Genomic DNA, 18,803 nt, shown 5'->3' with positions numbered 1-18,803 from the left:
AGCCGCGCTTGCCCGCTTCGCAGCACCTGAAGCGCGTCGCTTCCGCCGCGGCGCTGGCGGGCGGCCTCATCTCGACCGTCGTCGCGGCCCAGCCGGCGCAGCCGCCGGCGGTCCAGCCGACCCCGGCGGAAGCGCCGCCCGGGCCGGCCAGCATCCCGGCCGAGGAAGCCCCCCCGATCGACATTCCGCCGCCGGCGCCCATCGAGGTGCCGCCGGTGAAGCAGGAAGAGGTCGAGCCCGCGGCCCCGCCGACGGAGCAGGTGGCCGAGAAGCCCGTGGAGGCGCCGATTCGCCGGGCCCGGTACGACACCGCGGTCCTGCAGGCGCTGGACAAGGTCAGCGCCGAGACCCTGAAGTTCGAAGCGCCGGTGGGTCGGCCGGTCCGCTGGAAAGGCCTGATCTTCACCGTGCGGGCCTGCGAGCGCTCGGCGCCCGACGAGCCGGTCGAGGATGCGATCGCCTACGTGACCATCGATTCCCAACCCCGGCCGCAGCCGGGCCGGCCCACGCCGCCGCCGCGGCAGGCGTTCAGGGGGTGGATGTACGCATCGTCCCCGGGTCTGAACCCGATGGAGCACGCCACCTACGACGCCTGGGTGATCAGCTGCAGGGCCAACCGCCCCGCGCCGTCGGCTGAAGGGGCGGCCGCGCCCAAGGCGTAGAAGTCCGCCGGGGCGGCGAGGGCCCGGTCCAGCCGCCGATGGTACTCCCGGCGGGGAATCTCCCGGGCGCCGAACTGCGCCAGGTGCTCGGTCATGAACTGGGCGTCCAGCAGCGTGAAGCCGCCCGCGATCAGCCGCGCGACGAGGTGCACGAGCGCGACCTTCGAGGCGTCGCGCACGCGGGAGAACATGCTCTCGCCGAAGAACGCCCCCTGCAGCGACACGCCGTAGAGGCCGCCGACCAGCCGCTCTCCCTGCCAGCATTCGACGCTGTGGGCGAAGCCGAGTTCGTGGAGCTCAAGGTACAGCTGCTCGATAGGCCGGTTGATCCAGGTCTCGGTCCGGCCGGGCCCCGATGCGGCGCAAGCCAGCACGACGTCGTGGAAGGCCGCATCGATGCGGATCTCGAAGGGATCGCCCCGCACCGTCCGCGCCAGTCGCCGGGGGACGTGGAAGGCCTCGAGCGGGATCACGCCGCGCCGCTCGGGATCGATCAGGAAGACCCGGGCGTCCTCCCGCGCGTCGGCCATGGGGAACACCCCGCGGGCGTAGCAGTCCAGGAGGTCGCGGGCGTCGAACTCCGCCATGCGATACGCCTAGCGCAGCGGGCGGGGCGGCGCGAGGCCTAGGCGGACTCCGCCTGGGCCTTCATCCAGCGCTCCAGCCAATGGATGTTGTAGTCGCCGCGGACGATCTCCGGATTGACCAGCAGCTCCTGGAACAGCGGGATGTTGGTGTCGATGCCGCCGACCACCACCTCGCCGAGGCAGCGGCAGAGGCGGGCGATGCACTCTTCCCGGTCGCGGCCATGGACGATCAGCTTGCCCACCAGGCTGTCGTAGTAGGGCGGGATCGAATAGCCGGCGTAGAGCGCGCTATCCATGCGCACGCCCAGGCCCCCCGGGGCGTGGTAATCGGTCACCAGGCCGGGCGAGGGCGTGAAGGTCTTCGGGTTTTCGGCGTTGATCCGGCACTCGATGGCGTGGCCTTCGAACACCACGTCCTCCTGGCGGAACGACAGCGGCTCGCCGGCGGCGATGCGGATCTGCTCGCGCACCAGGTCGATGCCGGTGATGGCCTCGGTGACCGGATGCTCCACCTGCAGGCGGGTATTCATCTCGATGAAGAAGAACTCGCCGTCCTCGTACAGGAACTCGATGGTGCCGACGCCGAGGTAGCCGATGGCGCGCACCGCATCGACCACGACCTTGCCGATCTTCTCGCGGGCCGCGGCGTCGATGACCGGGGAGGGGGCCTCCTCCAGCACCTTCTGGTGACGGCGCTGCAGCGAGCAGTCGCGCTCGCCCAGGTGCACCACGTTGCCGTGGCTGTCGGCGACCACCTGCAGCTCGATGTGCCGCGGGGTCTGGAGATAGCGCTCCATGTAGATGGCGTCGTCGCCGAAGGCGGCCTTGGCCTCGGACCGGGCGGTCTGGACCGCCTCGACCAGCTCCTCCTCGTTGCGGGCCACCTTCATGCCGCGCCCGCCGCCGCCCGCGGCGGCCTTGATGAGGACCGGGAAGCCGATGGCCTTGGCCGCGGCGAAGGCCTCTTCCTCGGTCGTCACCGCCCCGTCGGAGCCGGGCACGACCGGGATGCCGGCGTCCTTCACTGCCTGCTTGGCGGTGATCTTGTCGCCCATCAGCTTGATGTGCTCGGGCTTGGGTCCGATGAAGGTGAAGCCGTGGGCGTTCACGATCTCGGCGAAGCGGGCGTTCTCGGAGAGGAAGCCGTAGCCGGGATGGATCGCCTGAGCGCCGGTGATCTCGGCCGCGGCGATGATCGCCGGGATGTTGAGGTAGCTCTTGGCGGCCGGCGGCGGGCCGATGCAGACGCTTTCGTCCGCCAGCCGCACCCACATGGCGCCGGAATCGGCCTCGGAGTGCACCGCGACGGTCGCGATGCCCATCTCCTTGCAGGCGCGATGGACGCGGAGTGCGATCTCGCCGCGGTTGGCGATCAGGATCTTGTCGAACATCGGCCTACTCGATGATGGCGAGCGGCTCGCCGAACTCCACCGGCTGGGCGTCCTCGACCAGGATCTCGACGATCTTGCCCGACTTCGGGGCGGGGATCGGGTTCATGGTCTTCATCGCCTCGACGATGAACAGGGTCTGCCCGGCCTGGACGGTGTCGCCCACCTTGACGAAGGGATCGGCGCCCGGCTGGGGCTGCAGGTAGACGGTGCCCACCATCGGCGACTTCACCTCGTCGCCCTTCGCCCGGGCGGGGGCGGCCGGGGCGGCGGCCTCCGCGGGCGCGGCCGGCGCGGCGGCATGGACGGGCGCGGCGTGCGCCACGGGCGCCGGAGCGGCCACCTGCACGGCGGCGGTCAGCGTCTTGGCGACGCGGATCTTGAGCCCGGCGTTCTCGACCTCGACCTCGATCTCGGAGAGGCCCGTCTCGGTGAGGATGTCGGCCAGTTTGCGCACCAGGCGCGCGTCGATCGGATCGGCGGGCGCCTTCGGACTGCTAGCCATGGAACGACCCTTTTCCTTGTAGGCTTGGATTAGCGGGCCAGGCCCGCGGCGGCCTCGACGGCCAGTTCATAGCTCGCCGCGCCGAAACCGGAGACGACCCCGGTGGCGGCGAGGGAAACATACGTCTTGCGGCGGAACGTCTCGCGCGCGGCGGGGTTCGACAGGTGGCATTCCACCACCGGCAGGCCCACGGCCTTCAGCGCATCGAGAATGGCCACCGAGGTGTGGCCGTAGCCGGCGGGATTGATCACCAGGGCGCACGCCTTCTCGCGGGCTTCCTGGATCCAGTCGATCAGTTCGCCCTCGTGGTTGGACTGACGGAACACGATCTCGCGCCCCAGGGACTTCGCACGCGCCTCGCAGAGGCGGCGGACGTCGTCCAGGGTCTGATGTCCGTAAATCTCGGGCTCGCGGGTTCCCAGGAGGTTGAGATTGGGACCGCTCAGCACATAGATCGGTTTCGACATTCGGCTCCGCCGTCGATTCCGGCGTCTTGTAACGGGAGGCGGCGGAGGCCACAAGCAAGCCGACCGGAGCGACCGCCGCAATGAACCTGACCGTCAACGGAGAGACCCGCACGTTTCACGACGTCGCCGACGTGGCGGCGCTGGTGAACGCGCTGGGCCTGGACCCGCGGAAGGTGGCCGTGGAGCGGAACCTGGAGATCGTGCCGAGGTCGGCCTATTCGGCCACGGCGCTCGCCGAGGGCGACCGGATCGAGATCGTGCATTTCATCGGAGGCGGCTGACATGGATGGGTCTGTCCGGAGCGAGGACACTTGGACGGTCGCCGGCCGCACGTTCCGTTCGCGCCTGATCGTCGGCACCGGCAAGTACAAGGACTACGCCCAGAACGCCGCCGCGGCCGAGGCCGCCGGGGCCGAGATCGTCACCGTGGCGGTGCGGCGGGTGAACCTTTCCGATCCCAGCCAGCCGATGCTGGTGGACCATGTGAAGCCCGACCGCTTCACCTTCCTGCCCAACACCGCGGGCTGCTTCACCGGCGAGGACGCCATCCGCACCCTGCGCCTGGCGCGCGAGGCGGGGGGCTGGGACCTGGTGAAGTTGGAGGTCCTGTCCAACACCAAGCATCTCCTGCCCGACATGGAGGAGACGCTGCGGGCGCTGAAGCTGCTGATCGCGGACGGCTTCCAGGTGATGGTCTACTGCTCGGACGATCCGGTCTACGCCAAGAAGCTGGAGGAGGCGGGGGCCGCCGCCATCATGCCGGCCGCCGCGCCGATCGGCTCGGGGCGGGGCATCCAGAACGCCCTGAACCTCGCGCTCATCATCGAGCAGGCCAAGGTGCCGGTGCTGGTCGACGCGGGCGTCGGCACGGCCTCGGACGCCACGATCGCCATGGAGCTGGGCTGCGACGCGGTGCTGATGAACACCGCCATCGCCGAGGCCAAGGATCCGATCCGCATGGCCCGCGCCATGCGCCACGCCGTGATCGCCGGTCGCGAGGCCTATCTGGCCGGCCGCATGCCCAAGCGGATGTACGCCGAGCCGTCCTCGCCGCTGTCGGGCCTGATCTGATGAGCCGCAAGTCGATCTTCATCACCGGCGCGGCCTCGGGCATGGGCCGCGAGACGGCGCTGCTGTTCGCCGAGAAGGGCTGGTTCGTCGGCGCCTACGACATCAACACCGAGGGGCTGAAGGACCTGCAGGCCGAGCTCGGGGCCGAGAACTGCCTGACCCGCCGGCTCGACGTCACCGACCGGATGGATTTCCGGGCGGCGCTGGACGACTTCGCTCCCGCCGCGGGCGGGCGGCTGGACATCCTCTACAACAACGCCGGGATCGGCCGGGGCGGGCCGTTCCACCAGCAGCCCTTCGAGGACATCCTGGCCGTGGTGCAGGTGAACCTGATCGGCGTGCTGAACGGCATCTACGAGGCCGTGCCGCTGCTGAAGGCGACGCCCAACTCCCTCTGCTTCACCACGTCGTCCTCGTCGGCGACCTTCGGCATGCCGGGGATCGCGGTCTATTCGGCGACCAAGCACGCGGTGAAGGGGCTGACCGAAGCCCTCTCGGTGGAATTCCGGGCCCTGGGCATCCGCGTCGCCGACGTCCTTCCGGGCGTGATCGACACGCCGATCCTGCCGCCGGGCGTCGCCGAGGCCGCGCCAAAGGACGGGATGTTCCGGGCGATGCACCCGTCCGAGGTCGCGAAGGTGGTGTGGGAAGCCTACCACTCCGAGCGGCTGCACTGGTTCGTTCCCGAGGAGATCGCCGAGCTGGACAAGGCCAGCGCCCTCGATCCCGAGGCGGTCCGCGAGCAGATGGCGCAGGGCGGCCTGTTCGCCGGCCCGGCCGAGCCCAAGCCGGACTGAGGGCGGCTCAGGCGCCGAGCAGCCGCGCCGCGTCGGCCTCGGCCGGCAGGCCCAGGGCCGAGAGCATCTCGCGCCGATCGGGTCCCAGCTTGGGCGGATAGGCCTTGGTCCGGCGCGGCCGGGCCCAGGTCGCCAGGACCTTCGCGAGATTGGCCGGCCGCTTCAGCCACGCCTGGGGATGCTCCAGCATGTGGAAGCCCCGCAGGAACGCGCGCAGTAGGTCGACGTCCTCCCGCAGGGCGATCGCCACGCCGTCGTCCAGGAAGCTCTTCACCATCCGGCCGCGGAGGCTGGGCCGGGCTCCCAGCAGGGCTTGGCGGGCCCGGCGCAAGGCGGTGCGGTCGGCGTCGCGCATGACCTCGTAGTAGGGGCGAAGCTCGCGCTCGACGCCCGCGACATAGCGGACCAGCCGGGCCTCGGGGTCGGAGCCCGCATCGAGGGCCTCCCGCAGCAGTTCGGCCGAGACCGCGGCGAAGGAGCAGCCGCGGCCGTAGAGAGGATTGCTGCGCACCAGGCTGTCGCCCAGCGCGAAGAAGCCGTGCACGCCCGCGCGCCCGCCCGGCGCGAAGTCCCGCCAGCGGCTCTCCAGCTGACCCATGCCGAACACGCGGCTCGCGCCCTCGGCCCGCTCGGGCTCGATCCAGCGGGCAGGGCCGGGCAGGGCGCGGCACACGGCGTCGAACACCGCGGGATCCACGATCGCCTTGCGCAGCTCCTCCTCGATCTCGGGCGTGCACAGGGTGATCGAGAACCAGCCGCTGTCCCCGGGAAAGACCCCGAACTTCAGGTAGCCGAGGTCGCCGTTGGACGGGGCCTGACCCCGGGGCGGCTCCTCGGCGCCCGGCCGCAGCCGGTAGAAGCGGGTGAAGTAGATGACCCCGGCGCCTTCGGAATTCTCGCGGACCGGCGCGCCTGCGGCGACGAGCTGCTCGGTCGCCGGCGAGGTGCGGCCGGCGGCGTCCACGACCACGTCGGCGGAAAGCACGCTGTCGTCGAGGCGAACGCCCGTCACGCGCGGGACCGGGCCGGGCTCGATGACGAGTTCGCGCACGAAGGCGCCGGACCGGATCGTGACCCCTGGCAGGCGCGCCACGTAGCGCCGCATGACCAGCTCCAGGGTCGTGCGCCGGCTGGTCAGGATGACGAGATCCTCGTCCACGGGCTTCGGTACGTAGCGCTCGCGATGCCTGGCGGTGAGCGAGCCGTCGAGGCCCAGGTCGCGGCAGCCGGCGGCGTGGAGATCGGCCAGCAGCTCGGGATGACGGTCCCGGATGAGCAGCCGTAGGCGGGCGAGGAAGGCGTGGCTGTGGCGGAGCTGGCCGACCCCGCGACGGGCCCAGGTCTCGAAGGCCACGTCCGGATCGTCGTCCGGCGGCGGCGGGTCCCGCTCGAGCAGGATCACCTCGCGGCCGGTGGGCGCGAGCGCCAGCGCGGTCCAAAGGCCGGCCATGCCGGCGCCGATCACGACGACCCGTTCCGCCATCGTCCCCTCCCCAGAGAACGACGATCCTACGCGGGCGCCGGGACGTAAGGGGAGGGGCTAGGAGGGATTTCCAGACGGACGCTTGAGGTCCGTGGCCTTGGCGGCGGCGATGGCCGCCCTCAGAGCCTCGATATCGGCGCCGGGGATGACCTTGTCGCCGACCACGAAGGCCGGCGTGCCGTCGATGTGCAGCGCCTGGGCGAGGGCGCGCACGTCCAGCAGCTGGCGCTCGATCGCGGGGTCCTTGGCCGCCGCCCGCGCCGCGGCGGGATCGACGCCGGCCTCGCGCAGGGACCGGTCGATGGCGGCCTGGTTGAGCGGCTTCTGAGCCATCAGCAGGCGGTGCAGCTCGAGCCCCTTGGCCTTGGCCTGCGGCGTCAGGGCGATGTGCGCCGCCTCGATGGAATCGGGAGTCTGGAAGGCGAATTCCTTGAAGACGAACCGGACGTCCGGGTTCTCCTGGATCAGCTTCACGACCTCCGGGGCGGCGATCTTGCAGTAGGCGCAGTTGTAGTCGAAGAACTCGACCACCGTGATCTTGCCGTCGGGATTGGCCACGAAGTCGCGCGGGTCGCGCTCGAGCTGGGCGCGGTGCTTCTCGATGGCGTCCGAAGAGGCCTTGGCCAGCTCGGCCTGCTGCTTCTGCTGCAGGGCGACCGAGACCTCCTGCAGGACTTCCGGGTGCTCCAGCAGGTAGGCGCGCACGCGCTGGCCGAAGGCTTCGTCGCTCTGCTGCTGGCAGCCGGCGAGGGACAGGGCGGCGGCGAGCACGGCCGCGGACTTGAGGGCGGTCAGGGTCATGGGCGTGGAGATAGAGGGCTTTCGGCGGCGGCTCAACGCGAGCGGCGCGTGGTGGAGCCCTCGCGGGCCAGTTCCCGCAGTTCGTCGCGGGAGGGTTCGGAAACGAGCACGATGTCCGTGGCGCGACGCCATTCGGGGGTGCCTCGCTCCAGCTTCTCGCGCGCCCGCATGGCGAACACCCGGGCCTGGCGCTGGTCGCCGACCCAGAAGTTGAACTCGGCGGTGGCGAGGCGAGCCATGCCGTCCTGCCCCAGCTTGTCGTAGGCCTCGGCCAGCAGGCGCCAGGCGACGGCGTTGTCCTCTTCCTGGGTGAGGGCCTTGCGCAGCTCGGCGACCCCTTCCTCGACCTTGGCCTTGTCGGGAAGGGCGATGAGGGTCTGGCCCAGGTTGACCCGCAGCAGCGGCGCGTCGGGCTTCAGCGCCACCGAGCGCCGCTGGGGCTCCTCGGCCTCCTCGGTGCGGGCGAACTCGAACAGGATCTGGCCCTTCAGCTCCCAGAGGTAGGGATTGTCGGGCTGCTCCTGCAGCATGGCGTCGATCAGCCGGATCGCCCGATCGGGCTCCCGAAGCTGGTAGTAGGCGATCGCACGGGCGTAGCGGGCCGGATACGAGGCGTCGGTCTCGCTGTACTTTGTGATCGCCACCTGCGGGTTCAGAAAGCCGTCCAGCTTGGCCTTCATGATCGCGTGCGCGGCCAGCGACTCAGGGGTGTCGGGCTTGTCGTAGTTGGGCTGGGACTCGACCCGGCGGCGCAGGGCCTCGATCCGGTCCGAAGAGATCGGGTGGCTGCGGAAGTAGGCGAAGCGCCGGGCCTCGTCGAAGACCTCCTGATAGCGGAAGTTGTCGAAGAAGTCGGCCAGGCCCTTGCCCGACAGGCCGGCCTTGTCGAGGAGGGTGGCGCCGGCCTGGTCGGCGCGGCTCTCCTGCTCGCGGCTGTAGCCCAGGGCGCCCAAGGTGCCGAAATAACCGGCGCTGCCCACGAGGCCGGCGCCCGCCTCGGGCGAACCGGCGAGCGCGGCCAGCACGCCCAGCCCCATGGTCAGCAGGAAGGGCCGCATGCCGGCCCGGTTCATCTCGTCGCGCCGCGCGCTGTGGCCGGCGGCGAGGTGGCTGACCTCGTGCGCGATCACGCCCTGCAGTTCGTTGGGCGTGTCGGCCTCCAGGATGAGCCCGGTGTTGAAGCCCATCACCCGCGGGGCGGCGAAGGCGTTGAGCTCCTTCGACCCCACGATGATGATCTCGACATTCCGGGGGTCGATGCCCGCGGCGCGCAGGATCGGTTCGGAGTCCTTGGCGAGGATCTCCTCGATCTCGGTGTCCCGGATGAGCGAAAGGCTCTCCTGCGCCGCGGCGGGCTTCGCCCCGAAGGCCACGGTGGCCGCCAGGACGAAGCTCATCGCGAGGCGGGAAACCGATCGGGCAGGGGAGACCATGCTCAACTCTTCTCCAGACCGCCCTCGAAGCCCGACCGGAATGTAATGCCTCAGCCGCGGCGCCACCAGCCTTTGCGCGGCGCCGGCGGCGGCCCGGAGATCTCGGCCGGGTCGGGCGCTTGCGGCGCCTCGGGCTCGGGAACCGAAGCCGCCACGGGCTCGGCCGGAGCCGCGGGCGCCGGTTCAGGCCGGGCCGGCTCCGCTGCGGGTTCGGCGGCCGTCGCCTCGGCTTCGACGGGCGCGGCGGCCTTGCGGCTGCGCGTCCGGCGCTTGGGCGCGGGCTTCTCAGGCTCGGCCGCTTCCGGCTCCGCCGCAGCGGGCTCCGGCTCGGCGGGAGCCTCCGGTTCCGGCGCGACGACGGCCTCGGGGGCGGCGACCTCAGCGGCCACGGCCTCCTCGGCTTGCGCCTCGGCCTTGCCGCGGCCGCGGCTGCGCGAGCGGCGGGCGCGCTTGGGCTTCTCCTCCTCGGCGGGGAGCTCGACCCAGACCTCCATGTCGCCCTCGGGCTGCGGGGCCCGGACGGCCGGCGCGGGCGCGGCGGCCTCGGCGGCCGCGGGCTGCGGCTCGGCCGCAGCATCGTTGGCCGCAGCCGGCGGCGCGGCGACCGGCTTCAGGTCCTCGGCCGGATCGTACCAGACGAAGGGATCTTCGCCGTAAGGCACCCAGGGGCGCACCCAGGAGAAGGGCTCGTGCGGGCGGAAGTCGTCGCGCATGCGCCGACCGCCGCGGCGGCCGCGGCGACGGCGACGGCCGTGGGCGCCGTCCTCGTCCTCGGCCTGGACCTCCTCGCGTCGCCCGCCCTCGGGACGGCCGCCCTCCGAACGTGCGCCCTCGGGCCGCTCGCCCGCGGGCTCGTCGCCCCGGCGGCCGCGGCGACGGCGGCGACGCCCGCGGCGGCCTTCGCCGTCTTCCCGATCGCCCCGGGCCTCGCGGCTGCGGGGAGCCTCGGCTTCGGCGCCGCCTTCATCCTCGTCCTCCTCGAAGGACTCCTCTTCCTCCTCGGCCTCGTCCTCGTCCTCGAAGACCTCCTCGAGGTAGGCCTCCTCGGCCGGGGGGACGGCGCCGGCGGCCGTCGGCGCGAGCGCCGCGGCGTGCTCGGCGCGGGTCTCGCTGGCGGTTCGCTCGATGCCGTGCTCGGCGTGCGCCATGTCGTCGTCGATCAGGACGGTGACGAACAGGCCGAACGCGTGGTGCAGGCGGGCGAGATGACCGCGCTTCTCGTTCAGGATGTAGAGGCCCACGGCGCGCGGCACGGTCAGGGTGGCTTCGCCGCCGCCCTTCAGCGCCTCGATCTCCAGGGCTCGCAGCGCGGCCAGCGCGCTGGATTCCACCGAGCGGACCCGGCCGGTGCCGCCGCAGTGTTCGCACACGTGGGTGGTGCCCTCCAGCACGCCGGTGCGGCGGCGCTGGCGGGAGATCTCCATCAGGCCGAAGGGGCTGATCTTGCCCATCTGGACCCGCGCGCGGTCGTCCTTCAGGCAGTCCTTCAGCTTCTTCTCGACGGCCCGGTTGTTCTTCGCCTCATCCATGTCGATGAAGTCGATGACGATCAGGCCGGCCAGGTCGCGCAGGCGCAGCTGCCGGGCGGCTTCTTCGGCCGCCTCCATGTTGGTCTTGAGCGCGGTGGCCTCGATGTTCCGTTCGCGCGTCGCGCGGCCGGAGTTCACGTCGATGGCGACCAGCGCTTCGGTCTGGTTGATCACCAGGTAGCCGCCGGAGCGCAGCGGCACGACGGGCGAATAGATCTGGCTGAGGTGGTCCTCGACCTTGTGCTTGACGTAGAGCGGCGTCGGCTCGCGGTAGAGCTGCACCTTCTTGGCCTGCGACGGCATCAGCATGCGCATGAAGTCGCGGGCTTCCTTGAAGCCGGCCTCGCCCTCGACCCAGACGTTGTCCACGTCCTTGTCGTAGAGGTCGCGGATCGCCCGCTTCACGAGGTCCTCTTCCTCGTAGATGAGGGCGGGCGCGATCGAGTGCAGCGTCGTCTCGCGGATGTTCTCCCACAGGCGCAGCAGGTAGTCGTAGTCGCGCTTGATCTCGGCCTTGGTGCGCTTGGCGCCCGCCGTGCGGACGATGAGGCCCATGCCGGCGGGCACGTCCAGGCTCTGGACGATGCTCTTCAGGCGCTTGCGGTCGGTCGCCGTGGTGATCTTGCGGCTGATGCCGCCGCCGCGGGCGGTGTTCGGCATCAGTACGCCATAGCGGCCGGCCAGCGACAGGTAGGTGGTCAGCGCCGCGCCCTTGTTGCCGCGCTCTTCCTTGACGACCTGGACCAGCATGATCTGCCGGCGGCGGATCACTTCCTGGATCTTGTAGCGGCGCATCAGCCGGCGGCGGCGGCGCGCCAGCTCTTCCTCGACGACGTCGTCCTCGTCGTCAGCGGAGCCGGACAGGTCGACCTCGTCCTCGTCCTCGGGCGCCCGGGCGCGGGGCTCGTGACGGTCGTCGTCGTCCTCCTCGGCCTCCTCGCGGAGCAGCGCTTCGCGGTCGGCGACCGGGATCTGGTAGTAGTCGGGGTGGATTTCGTTGAAGGCCAGGAAGCCGTGGCGGTTGCCGCCGTATTCGACGAAGGCCGCCTGCAGCGACGGCTCAACGCGCGTCACCTTGGCGAGATAGATGTTGCCTCGAAGCTGCTTCCGGTTCTGGCTTTCGAAATCGAACTCTTCAACGCGGTTCCCGTCGACGACCACCACGCGCGTCTCTTCCGCGTGGGCTGCGTCGATCAACATGGTCTTGGACATTCAGTAAGTCTCCGCGGCGCGCGGCGGGGGCCCGAAGGCCCGGGCGCTGCCGGTGCATGGGACGGGCGCGCGCGCCGGCCCGCGGGGCGCCGGGAACGGCGTCGCGGGGGGCCGGAAGACCGGGATTGGCTTGAGCTGCGCAGCCCATCGGGTGTGTTCCTAGGCGCGCCGTGGGCGCGTATCGGAGGGTGCGTCGTCGCCGAGGATCTCGGGCGGACCCGACGCAGGTTTGCGTGGCGCGCGCCAACGGGCCCGGAACGGGCGCACCGTCGTCGCGCGGCCGGACTTTGCATCACCGCACCCGAAAAGGAAAGCGGCGCTGCGTCATCCTGCGGCGGTAAAGCTGTCGTTAACCGATTGTCTACGGCCGCTGGGCGTATATGGCTGGTGTGGTCGCATGTTGCGACTCCGCGTTGCGGAGCGAGGCTGGGCGTATGTTTGGGCGAGTGAGGGGGCTTCTGGCCGGGACTCGGGGGCGCTTGGCGCTCGCGGCGATGGCCGCCGGCCTGGGCCTCGCCGTGGCCGCGTCGCACGCCGCGCCCGACCCCGTCGGGCTGCTGAAGGTCCGCCTGGGCGGCGACAGCGCCGAGACCCGGATCGTCCTCGACCTCGCCAAGTCGGCCAATGTGAAGATCGTCTCGGACGGCGCCGCCGATCGCCGGATCGTCATCCATATGCCGGGGGTGCAGGCCGCCGAGGAGCTGCAGGGCCCGGGCCGGGGCCTCGTCAAGGCCTGGATGGTCGACGAGGTGCAGGGCGGGGCGCGCCTGCAGATGGACCTCGCCGCCGACGCCAAGGTGAAGCGCCGCTTCCTGCTGCCGCCCGCCGACGGCGTCGAACACTACCGCTATGTCGTGGACGTGGCCGCGGCGCCGGGGGCGAGCCTGACAAAGGCCTCGCAGGCCGGCCCCGTCGACGGCGCCCTGCGGACCAAGTTCCTGCCCGCCCGCAAGTCGGCCCTCCCGCTGAAGAAGGTGGTCGTCGTCGACGCCGGCCACGGCGGCAAGGACGTCGGCGCGGTCGGCTCCAAGGGCTACGAGAAGGACATCAACCTCGCCGCTGCCCAGGCGCTGAAGGACAAGCTGGAAAAGACCGGCCGCTACAAGGTGGTCATGACCCGCAACTCGGACGTCTACATTCCGCTTGAAACGCGGGTGCGGATCGCCCAGCGGGCCAACGCCGACCTGTTCATCTCGCTGCACTCCGATTCCGGACCCGACACCAGCCTGAAGGGCGCCAGCGTCTACACGCTGTCGGACAAGGCCTCGCGCCGCTCGACCAAGTTCGTCAGCAAGGACGACTGGTTCATGAAGGCCAGCCTGACCGGCGATCAGGGGGTGCGCGACATCCTCTTCGACCTCACCCAACGGGCGACGCGCAACCGCTCGGCCGTCTTCGCCCAGACCCTCCTGTCCCATATCGAGGACGAGGCCCCGCTGCTGCGCCGCAGCCACCGGGACGCCGGTCTCGTGGTGCTGCTGGCTCCGGACGTCCCGGCGGTGCTTCTGGAGATGGGGTTCGTCAACAATCCCGAGGACGAGGCCCGCCTGCGCGATCCCCGATCCCGCGCCCGCCTCATGGACTCGGTCGCCGACGCCATCGACGACCACTTCGGCCACGACATGAAGGTTGCGGCGCGCTGACGCGGCGGCGTTGGCGCCCGGCCCGACACAGGGTAGACGACGCCTCATAAGGTGGACGCGGCGCCCCCGGAGGCTCGTCTAAGTTGAACTCCCCCGCAGGACCCGAACGGTGGGTCGCGATGGCCGGCGTTGTGGTGCTGAGCCTCGTCGCTCTGGCCGCCTTCTCCGCCGCGATCTACGCGGCCTGGCTGTTCCATGACATGCCGGACGCCGGGGAATTGGTGGACTACCACCCGCCCACGGCCACGCGCGCCTACGCCTGGGACGGCACCCTGATCGGCGAGTTCTCGCGCGAGCGGCGCATCTTCGTGCCCTACGACGCCATCCCCGCCCAGACGGCGCAGGCGTTCCTCGCCGCCGAAGACCACAGCTTCTTCCGGCATGCGGGCGTGGACGTAAGCGGCCTGGGCCGCGCCATGGCCAAGAACGTCCTCAACCTCGTCCAGGGCCGGCGCCTCGAAGGCGGCTCGACCATCACCCAGCAGGTGGCCAAGAACATCCTGCTGACGAGCGACGCCACCATCGGGCGCAAGCTGAAGGAGGCGATCCTCGCCGGCCAGCTCGAGCAGACGCTGACCAAGGAGCGGATCCTCGAGCTCTATCTGAACGAGATCTGGCTGGGCTACCGATCGTACGGGGTGGGCGCCGCGGCCTACAACTACTTCGGCAAGTCGGTGAGCGAGCTGACCCTGGCCGAGAGCGCCTATCTGGCCGCCCTGCCGAAGGGGCCCGACAACTACCACCCGATGCGCCGCAAGCGTCAGGCCATCGCCCGCCGCAACTGGGTGATCGACCAGATGGCCGACCTCGGGATGATCAGCCGGGAAGAGGCGCGCGCCGCCATGGCCGAGGACCTGAAGGTCCAGCCCGCGCCGACCCGGGCGCAGTACCGCGACGCCGACTACTTCGTGGAAGAGGTCCGCCGCCTGGGCCTCAACATGGACGAGCTGGGCGACGAGCGCCTGAACGCCGGCGGCTACTACATCCGCACGACGCTGGACCCGCGCCTGCAGAGCGCCGCGCGGCTGGCGCTGATGAACGGACTGGAGGCCTACGACCGCCGCCACGGCTGGCGCGGCGCCTGGGGCAACGTCACGACCCTGGCCGACTGGGAGAAGGAGGCCAAGAAGAAGGCCCTCCCGTCCGAGCGGCGCAGCTGGCGCCAGGCCGTCGTGACCAGCGTCGCTGGCGGCAACGTCGAGGTGCTGACCGTCGACGGCGACCGCGGCGCCCTGGCCGGCGAGGACGTGGCCTGGGCCCGGCGCGGGAAGGGGATCGGCACCGGCGACCTGGTCTTCGTGGCGCCGAATGACAAGGGCGCGGGCTTCCGCCTGAAGCAGATCCCGGCGGTGAACGGCGCCCTCGTTGCCATGGAGCCCAATTCGGGCCGGGTGCTGGCGATGGTCGGCGGCTATTCGTTCTCGCTGTCCAGTTTCAACCGGGCCACTCAGGCCTACCGGCAGCCCGGCTCGGCCTTCAAGCCGATCGTCTACGCCGCGGCCCTTGAGAGCGGCTACACGCCCGCCAGCACTGTCATGGACGCGCCGATCACCCTGCGCGGGGCCGGCGGCCAGGCCTGGTCGCCCGAGAACTACAATCGCAAGTACTATGGCGCGCTGACGCTGCGCCGGGGGTTGGAGCTGTCGCGCAACACCATGACGGTGCGCCTGGCCCAGAACGTCGGCATGACCCGGATCAGCGACCTGGCGATCCGCATGGGCGTGACCGAGAAGATGGACAAGGTGCTCGCCATGGCCCTCGGCTCGGGCGAGACGACCGTCTACCGGATGTCGGCGGCCTACTCCTCGTTCCTGAACGGCGGCCGCAAGGTCGAGCCGCACCTGATCGAGCTGGTCCAGGACCGCAACGGCAAGGTCATCTGGAAGGCCGACCGCCGGGAATGCCCGCGCTGCGGCGCCGGTTTCTCGGGCGCCGAAAGCCCGCGCATCGCGCGCACCGGCGCCCAGGTGATGGATCCGATCACCGCCTACCAGATCACCTCCATGCTGGAAGGCGTGGTCCTGCGGGGCACGGCGACCCAGGCCTCGTCCGTCGGCAAGCCGCTGGGCGGCAAGACCGGCACGACCAACGACTACCGCTCGGCCTGGTTCATGGGCTTCTCGCCGGACATCGTCGTGGGCGTTTACATCGGCTTCGACGACAACCGCAGCCTGGGCGAGGGCGAGACGGGCAGCGTCGCGGCCGTGCCGATCTTCACCGAGTTCATGGGCGAGGCGCTTAAGGACCGGCCGGCCCAGCCGTTCAAGGCGCCCGCCAACGCCAAGTTCGCCATGGTGCGGGGAATCCGCGAGGCCTTCCGGCCCGGAACCGAGCCGCAGGTCGCCCAGGCGCCGGCGAGCGCCGTGCCGGGCGGGCCGCAGCCCTACAGCCAGGTCTGGCAGAACGGCATCACGGGCGCCCCGAACGCCGGGGCGGCCGTGGCGCCGCCTCCGCCGCCGAAGAAGCAGGACGAGCTGTCGGACTTGTTCTGACGCGGGACGCAGACTATGTCCGGCCGCCTGAAGTCCGGAGTTCCCCATGAGAGTGGATGTCGAGGCCGCCAAGGCCGACATCGAGCAGTCGATCGAACTGCTCAGGAGGCGTCTTTGACTGGGAGCCAGCGCTCCGGAAGCTCGACGAGCTGAACGCCCGGGTCGAGGACCCGACCCTTTGGAACGATCCTGACGAGGCCCAGGCGGTCTCGCGCGAGCGTTCGCGCCTGTCGGCCCAGGTCGAAGCGGTCCATGGCCTCGAGCGGGACCTGGCCGACGCCCTCGGCTACGCCGAGCTGGCGGACGAGGAGGGCGACGAGGCTTCGCTGGACGAGGCCCGCGCCCAGCTACGCGAGATCAAGGAGCGCGCCGCCCGCGCCGAGCTGGAAGCCCTGCTGTCGGGCGAGGCAGACGGCAACGACGCCTATGTCGAGATCAACTCCGGCGCCGGCGGCACCGAGTCCAACGACTGGGCCGGCATGCTGCTGCGCATGTACACCCGCTGGGCCCAGGCCCACGGGATGAGCGTCGACGTGATCGAGGAGACGGCCGGGGAGCAGGCGGGGATCAAGTCCGTCACCCTGCAGGTGAAGGGGACCAACGCCTACGGCTGGCTGAAGACCGAGGCCGGGGTTCACCGCCTCGTGCGCATCAGCCCGTATGATTCCAGCGCCCGGCGCCACACCTCCTTCGCCTCGGTGTGGGTCTATCCGGTCATCGACGACAACATCGAGATCGAGATCAACCCGGCCGACGTGCGGACCGACACCTACCGGGCCTCGGGCGCCGGCGGCCAGCACGTGAACAAGACCGACTCGGCGGTGCGCCTGACGCACATCCCGACAGGCATCGCCGTGGCCTGCCAGACCCAGCGCTCGCAGCACCAGAACCGGGACCAGGCGTGGAAGATGCTGCGCGCCCGGCTCTATGAGCTGGAGCTCGAGAAGCGCGAGGCCGCCCAGCAGGCGCTGGAGGACCAGAAGACCGACATCGGTTGGGGCCACCAGATCCGCAGCTACGTGCTGCAGCCGTACCAGATGGTGAAGGACCTGCGGACCGAGGTGGAGACCTCCGACACCCAGGGCGTCCTGGACGGCGACCTCGACGCGTTCATGGGGGCGGCGCTGGCCCAGCGGGTCGGCGCGACGCGGGACGCGGCGGCCTAGGCTATTCCGCGGCGATGTCGAGGCGCATCTGCGCCTCGTCCGCGGCCTCGGGAAACACCAGGCTGCGGCCCTCGAAATGGGCGCCGGCCTCGATGGCCAGTTCGGTGTGGCGGATGTCGCCGTCGACGCGGGCGCTCGCGCACAGTCGGACCTGGCGGGCGCTGATCGTGCCGGTGACGCGGCCGCGGATCTCCACGCTCTCGGCCGTGACCACGCCGGTCACCGCGCCGGTCTCGCCCAGGATAAGCCGGCCGACCGACACGTCGCCGTCGACCGCGCCGTCGAGGTGCACGTCGCCTTCGGTGACGATGTCGCCGCGGATGGTCATGCCCTCGGCCAGCAGGGACGCCACGGCGGCCTTGCGCGGGGGCGGGGCAGGGGCTGCAGGTTCGGTACGCTTAGTCGCCTTGCTGAACATACTGGCCGGCCTTGAGGAAGCGGCCCGGGTTCTGGGCGCGTCCGTTCACCCATACCTCATAGTGCAGGTGCGTCCCAGTCGAACGGCCGGTCGAGCCCATGGCGCCGATCCGCTGCCCGATCGCAATGCGCTGACCCGGCCGCACCGCGATGGCCGACAGGTGGGCGTAGCGGGTCTTCAGGCCCCGCCCGTGGTCGATCTCGATGGTGTTGCCGTAGCCGGACCGGACGCCGGTGAACGCCACGACGCCGGGTCCGGCCGCGTGGATCGGCGTGGCGTGGCCGCCGGCGAAGTCCAGGCCCGAGTGGAAGGCGGGTCGCCGCGTGAACGGATCGAACCGGACACCGTAGCCGCTGGTCTGAGGCGCGGAGGCGGTCGGTCGCCCGAACGGAAGATCTCCCGCCGCGTCGGTGAGCGCGCGCGCCTCCGACAGGTCCTTCGCCGCGCGCTGGATGCGCAGGGCGAACTCCTCGTCGACGTCCAGCACGGCGGCGAGGGCGCGGGGGTCCTTGGAATCGATCAGCGGGCCGCCCAGCGAGCCACTCTTGGGAACGAAGGCGGAGGGGGTGAGGCCGGCCATGCGGAACGCCAGCCGCAGGCGCTCGGCGCGGCTCTTGGCGTAGCTGTCGGCGGCGTCCAGCAACTGCTCCTGGCCGATCCGGACCATCTCCACCCGCTGCGCCGGATTGCGGCTCTCGGCGGCCAGGGCGCGGTTGATGGCCGGCGTCAGGTTCTCGGCCGCGCCGGGCGCGCCCTTCAGGTCCGTGAGCAGCAGGGCCAGGGCCGCATGGCGCTTCTCGATGGTGGTGGCGAGGTCCTCGTTCGAGCCCGAGGCGGCGTTGAGCCGGGCCAGCGCGCTGTCGAGCCGGGCCTGGCGGTCGGCTACGTAGCGCTCGGACTGCGCCTTGAGCTGCGCGATCTCTCGGTCGGTCGCCGAGGCGGACAGCAGGTTGACCAGCATGGCGGCGGTGCAGACGCCCATCCAGAGCGCGCCGCCGGCGACGACCCCGGCGATCGCCATCTGCTTGGAGGTGGTCAGGACGAAGGCCTTCATGGCCCCGCCGGAGCGGACATAGAGATGACGTTCCGGAAACAGCTCTTCCAGCGAACCACGAAGCCGCGCCAAGCGTGTCATGCGTTCCGCTAAGC

General features: G+C 70.9%; 17 protein-coding genes. 7 read left to right on the top strand and 10 right to left on the bottom strand.

Annotation, left to right across the window (positions count from 1 at the left end; all coding sequences use genetic code 11):
• Nucleotides 1–8: 8 nt before the first annotated feature.
• On the top strand, nt 9–662 hold the full coding sequence (locus PHZ_RS10205; protein ID WP_041374085.1) for a DUF2155 domain-containing protein: 654 nt from the start codon (nt 9–11) through the stop codon (nt 660–662).
• Here the strand turns inward: PHZ_RS10205 and aat are convergent.
• The 4 genes from aat to aroQ are packed head-to-tail and all read right to left on the bottom strand — an operon-like array spanning nt 584 to nt 3,609.
• Nucleotides 584–1,249, bottom strand: coding sequence for a leucyl/phenylalanyl-tRNA--protein transferase (aat, locus tag PHZ_RS10200; RefSeq protein WP_012522405.1), 666 nt, complete (start codon nt 1,247–1,249; stop codon nt 584–586). The two genes, PHZ_RS10205 and aat, sit on opposite strands and share 79 nt — an antisense overlap.
• Nucleotides 1,250–1,287: 38 nt before the next feature.
• A complete protein-coding gene (gene accC / locus PHZ_RS10195) occupies nt 1,288–2,640 on the bottom strand; it encodes an acetyl-CoA carboxylase biotin carboxylase subunit (protein WP_012522404.1) in 1,353 nt (450 codons plus the stop codon).
• Between the two features lie 4 nt (nt 2,641–2,644).
• Nucleotides 2,645–3,142 (bottom strand): acetyl-CoA carboxylase biotin carboxyl carrier protein, encoded by a 498-nt coding sequence (gene accB, locus PHZ_RS10190; RefSeq protein WP_012522403.1) that lies wholly within the window; start codon nt 3,140–3,142, stop codon nt 2,645–2,647.
• 29 nt (nt 3,143–3,171) lie between these two features.
• Nucleotides 3,172–3,609: a type II 3-dehydroquinate dehydratase gene (gene aroQ / locus PHZ_RS10185; protein ID WP_012522402.1), complete on the bottom strand. Its 438-nt coding sequence runs from the start codon at nt 3,607–3,609 to the stop codon at nt 3,172–3,174.
• A gap of 80 nt (nt 3,610–3,689) precedes the next feature.
• On the opposite strand from aroQ, the gene thiS reads away from it, so the two are divergent.
• The 3 genes from thiS to PHZ_RS10170 are packed head-to-tail and all read left to right on the top strand — an operon-like array spanning nt 3,690 to nt 5,477.
• Nucleotides 3,690–3,890 carry a sulfur carrier protein ThiS gene (gene thiS / locus PHZ_RS10180; protein WP_012522401.1) on the top strand — a complete coding sequence of 67 codons (201 nt, stop codon included), beginning with the start codon at nt 3,690–3,692 and terminating at the stop codon, nt 3,888–3,890.
• Between the two features lies 1 nt (nt 3,891).
• Nucleotides 3,892–4,680 carry a thiazole synthase gene (locus tag PHZ_RS10175; protein ID WP_012522400.1) on the top strand — a complete coding sequence of 263 codons (789 nt, stop codon included), beginning with the start codon at nt 3,892–3,894 and terminating at the stop codon, nt 4,678–4,680.
• Nucleotides 4,680–5,477: an SDR family oxidoreductase gene (locus tag PHZ_RS10170; RefSeq protein WP_012522399.1), complete on the top strand. Its 798-nt coding sequence runs from the start codon at nt 4,680–4,682 to the stop codon at nt 5,475–5,477. The genes PHZ_RS10175 and PHZ_RS10170 overlap by 1 nt, the downstream gene beginning before the upstream one ends.
• A 7-nt stretch (nt 5,478–5,484) precedes the next feature.
• Here PHZ_RS10170 and PHZ_RS10165 read toward each other — a convergent pair whose 3' ends face one another.
• The 4 genes from PHZ_RS10165 to PHZ_RS10150 all read right to left on the bottom strand — a co-directional run bounded on the left by PHZ_RS10165 (nt 5,485) and on the right by PHZ_RS10150 (nt 11,935).
• Nucleotides 5,485–6,960, bottom strand: a complete 1,476-nt coding sequence (locus tag PHZ_RS10165; RefSeq protein WP_012522398.1) for an FAD-dependent oxidoreductase — start codon at nt 6,958–6,960, stop codon at nt 5,485–5,487.
• 57 nt (nt 6,961–7,017) lie between these two features.
• Nucleotides 7,018–7,761 (bottom strand): DsbA family protein, encoded by a 744-nt coding sequence (locus tag PHZ_RS10160; protein ID WP_012522397.1) that lies wholly within the window; start codon nt 7,759–7,761, stop codon nt 7,018–7,020.
• Nucleotides 7,762–7,793: 32 nt separating this feature from the next.
• A complete protein-coding gene (locus tag PHZ_RS10155; protein WP_236611818.1) occupies nt 7,794–9,158 on the bottom strand; it encodes a M48 family metalloprotease in 1,365 nt (454 codons plus the stop codon).
• Between the two features lie 86 nt (nt 9,159–9,244).
• Nucleotides 9,245–11,935, bottom strand: a complete 2,691-nt coding sequence (locus PHZ_RS10150) for an Rne/Rng family ribonuclease (RefSeq protein WP_012522395.1) — start codon at nt 11,933–11,935, stop codon at nt 9,245–9,247.
• Nucleotides 11,936–12,414: 479 nt separating this feature from the next.
• Between PHZ_RS10150 and PHZ_RS10145 the strand changes: the two genes are divergently transcribed.
• The 3 genes from PHZ_RS10145 to prfB all read left to right on the top strand — a co-directional run bounded on the left by PHZ_RS10145 (nt 12,415) and on the right by prfB (nt 17,236).
• On the top strand, nt 12,415–13,578 hold the full coding sequence (locus PHZ_RS10145) for an N-acetylmuramoyl-L-alanine amidase family protein (protein ID WP_236611817.1): 1,164 nt from the start codon (nt 12,415–12,417) through the stop codon (nt 13,576–13,578).
• A gap of 119 nt (nt 13,579–13,697) precedes the next feature.
• A complete protein-coding gene (locus tag PHZ_RS10140) occupies nt 13,698–16,070 on the top strand; it encodes a penicillin-binding protein 1A (protein ID WP_012522393.1) in 2,373 nt (790 codons plus the stop codon).
• A gap of 46 nt (nt 16,071–16,116) precedes the next feature.
• A protein-coding gene (prfB, locus tag PHZ_RS10135; protein WP_148216834.1) for a peptide chain release factor 2 occupies nt 16,117–17,236 on the top strand; the annotation gives its coding sequence in 2 pieces (ribosomal slippage) (nt 16,117–16,185 and nt 16,187–17,236; 1,119 coding nt in all).
• Between the two features lies 1 nt (nt 17,237).
• Here prfB and PHZ_RS10130 read toward each other — a convergent pair.
• Nucleotides 17,238–17,588 carry a bactofilin family protein gene (locus tag PHZ_RS10130; RefSeq protein ID WP_049758200.1) on the bottom strand — a complete coding sequence of 117 codons (351 nt, stop codon included), beginning with the start codon at nt 17,586–17,588 and terminating at the stop codon, nt 17,238–17,240.
• Nucleotides 17,589–17,634: 46 nt separating this feature from the next.
• The gene (locus PHZ_RS10125; RefSeq protein ID WP_012522390.1) at nt 17,635–18,789 is read right to left on the bottom strand and encodes a M23 family metallopeptidase; all 1,155 of its coding nucleotides are present in this window, start codon (nt 18,787–18,789) and stop codon (nt 17,635–17,637) included.
• Nucleotides 18,790–18,803 lie beyond the last annotated feature (14 nt).

The sequence above is a fragment of the Phenylobacterium zucineum HLK1 genome (assembly GCF_000017265.1).
Classification (GTDB): Bacteria; Pseudomonadota; Alphaproteobacteria; order Caulobacterales; family Caulobacteraceae; genus Phenylobacterium; species Phenylobacterium zucineum.
Note: the sequence above shows the minus strand (reverse complement) of the source record. Positions and strands in the feature narration are given on the sequence as shown.

Bases quoted from the DNA above. Each gene is read 5' to 3' on its own strand.
- aat (WP_012522405.1), bottom strand. From the start codon at position 1,249: ATGGCGGAGTTCGACGCCCGCGACCTCCTGGACTGCTACGCCCGCGGG.
- accC (WP_012522404.1), bottom strand. From the start codon at position 2,640: ATGTTCGACAAGATCCTGATCGCCAACCGCGGCGAGATCGCACTCCGC.
- accB (WP_012522403.1), bottom strand. From the start codon at position 3,142: ATGGCTAGCAGTCCGAAGGCGCCCGCCGATCCGATCGACGCGCGCCTG.
- aroQ (WP_012522402.1), bottom strand. From the start codon at position 3,609: ATGTCGAAACCGATCTATGTGCTGAGCGGTCCCAATCTCAACCTCCTG.
- thiS (WP_012522401.1), top strand. From the start codon at position 3,690: ATGAACCTGACCGTCAACGGAGAGACCCGCACGTTTCACGACGTCGCC.
- PHZ_RS10175 (WP_012522400.1), top strand. From the start codon at position 3,892: ATGGATGGGTCTGTCCGGAGCGAGGACACTTGGACGGTCGCCGGCCGC.
- PHZ_RS10170 (WP_012522399.1), top strand. From the start codon at position 4,680: ATGAGCCGCAAGTCGATCTTCATCACCGGCGCGGCCTCGGGCATGGGC.
- PHZ_RS10165 (WP_012522398.1), bottom strand. From the start codon at position 6,960: ATGGCGGAACGGGTCGTCGTGATCGGCGCCGGCATGGCCGGCCTTTGG.
- PHZ_RS10160 (WP_012522397.1), bottom strand. From the start codon at position 7,761: ATGACCCTGACCGCCCTCAAGTCCGCGGCCGTGCTCGCCGCCGCCCTG.
- PHZ_RS10155 (WP_236611818.1), bottom strand. From the start codon at position 9,158: ATGAGCTTCGTCCTGGCGGCCACCGTGGCCTTCGGGGCGAAGCCCGCC.
- PHZ_RS10150 (WP_012522395.1), bottom strand. From the start codon at position 11,935: ATGTCCAAGACCATGTTGATCGACGCAGCCCACGCGGAAGAGACGCGC.
- PHZ_RS10140 (WP_012522393.1), top strand. From the start codon at position 13,698: ATGGCCGGCGTTGTGGTGCTGAGCCTCGTCGCTCTGGCCGCCTTCTCC.
- PHZ_RS10125 (WP_012522390.1), bottom strand. From the start codon at position 18,789: ATGACACGCTTGGCGCGGCTTCGTGGTTCGCTGGAAGAGCTGTTTCCG.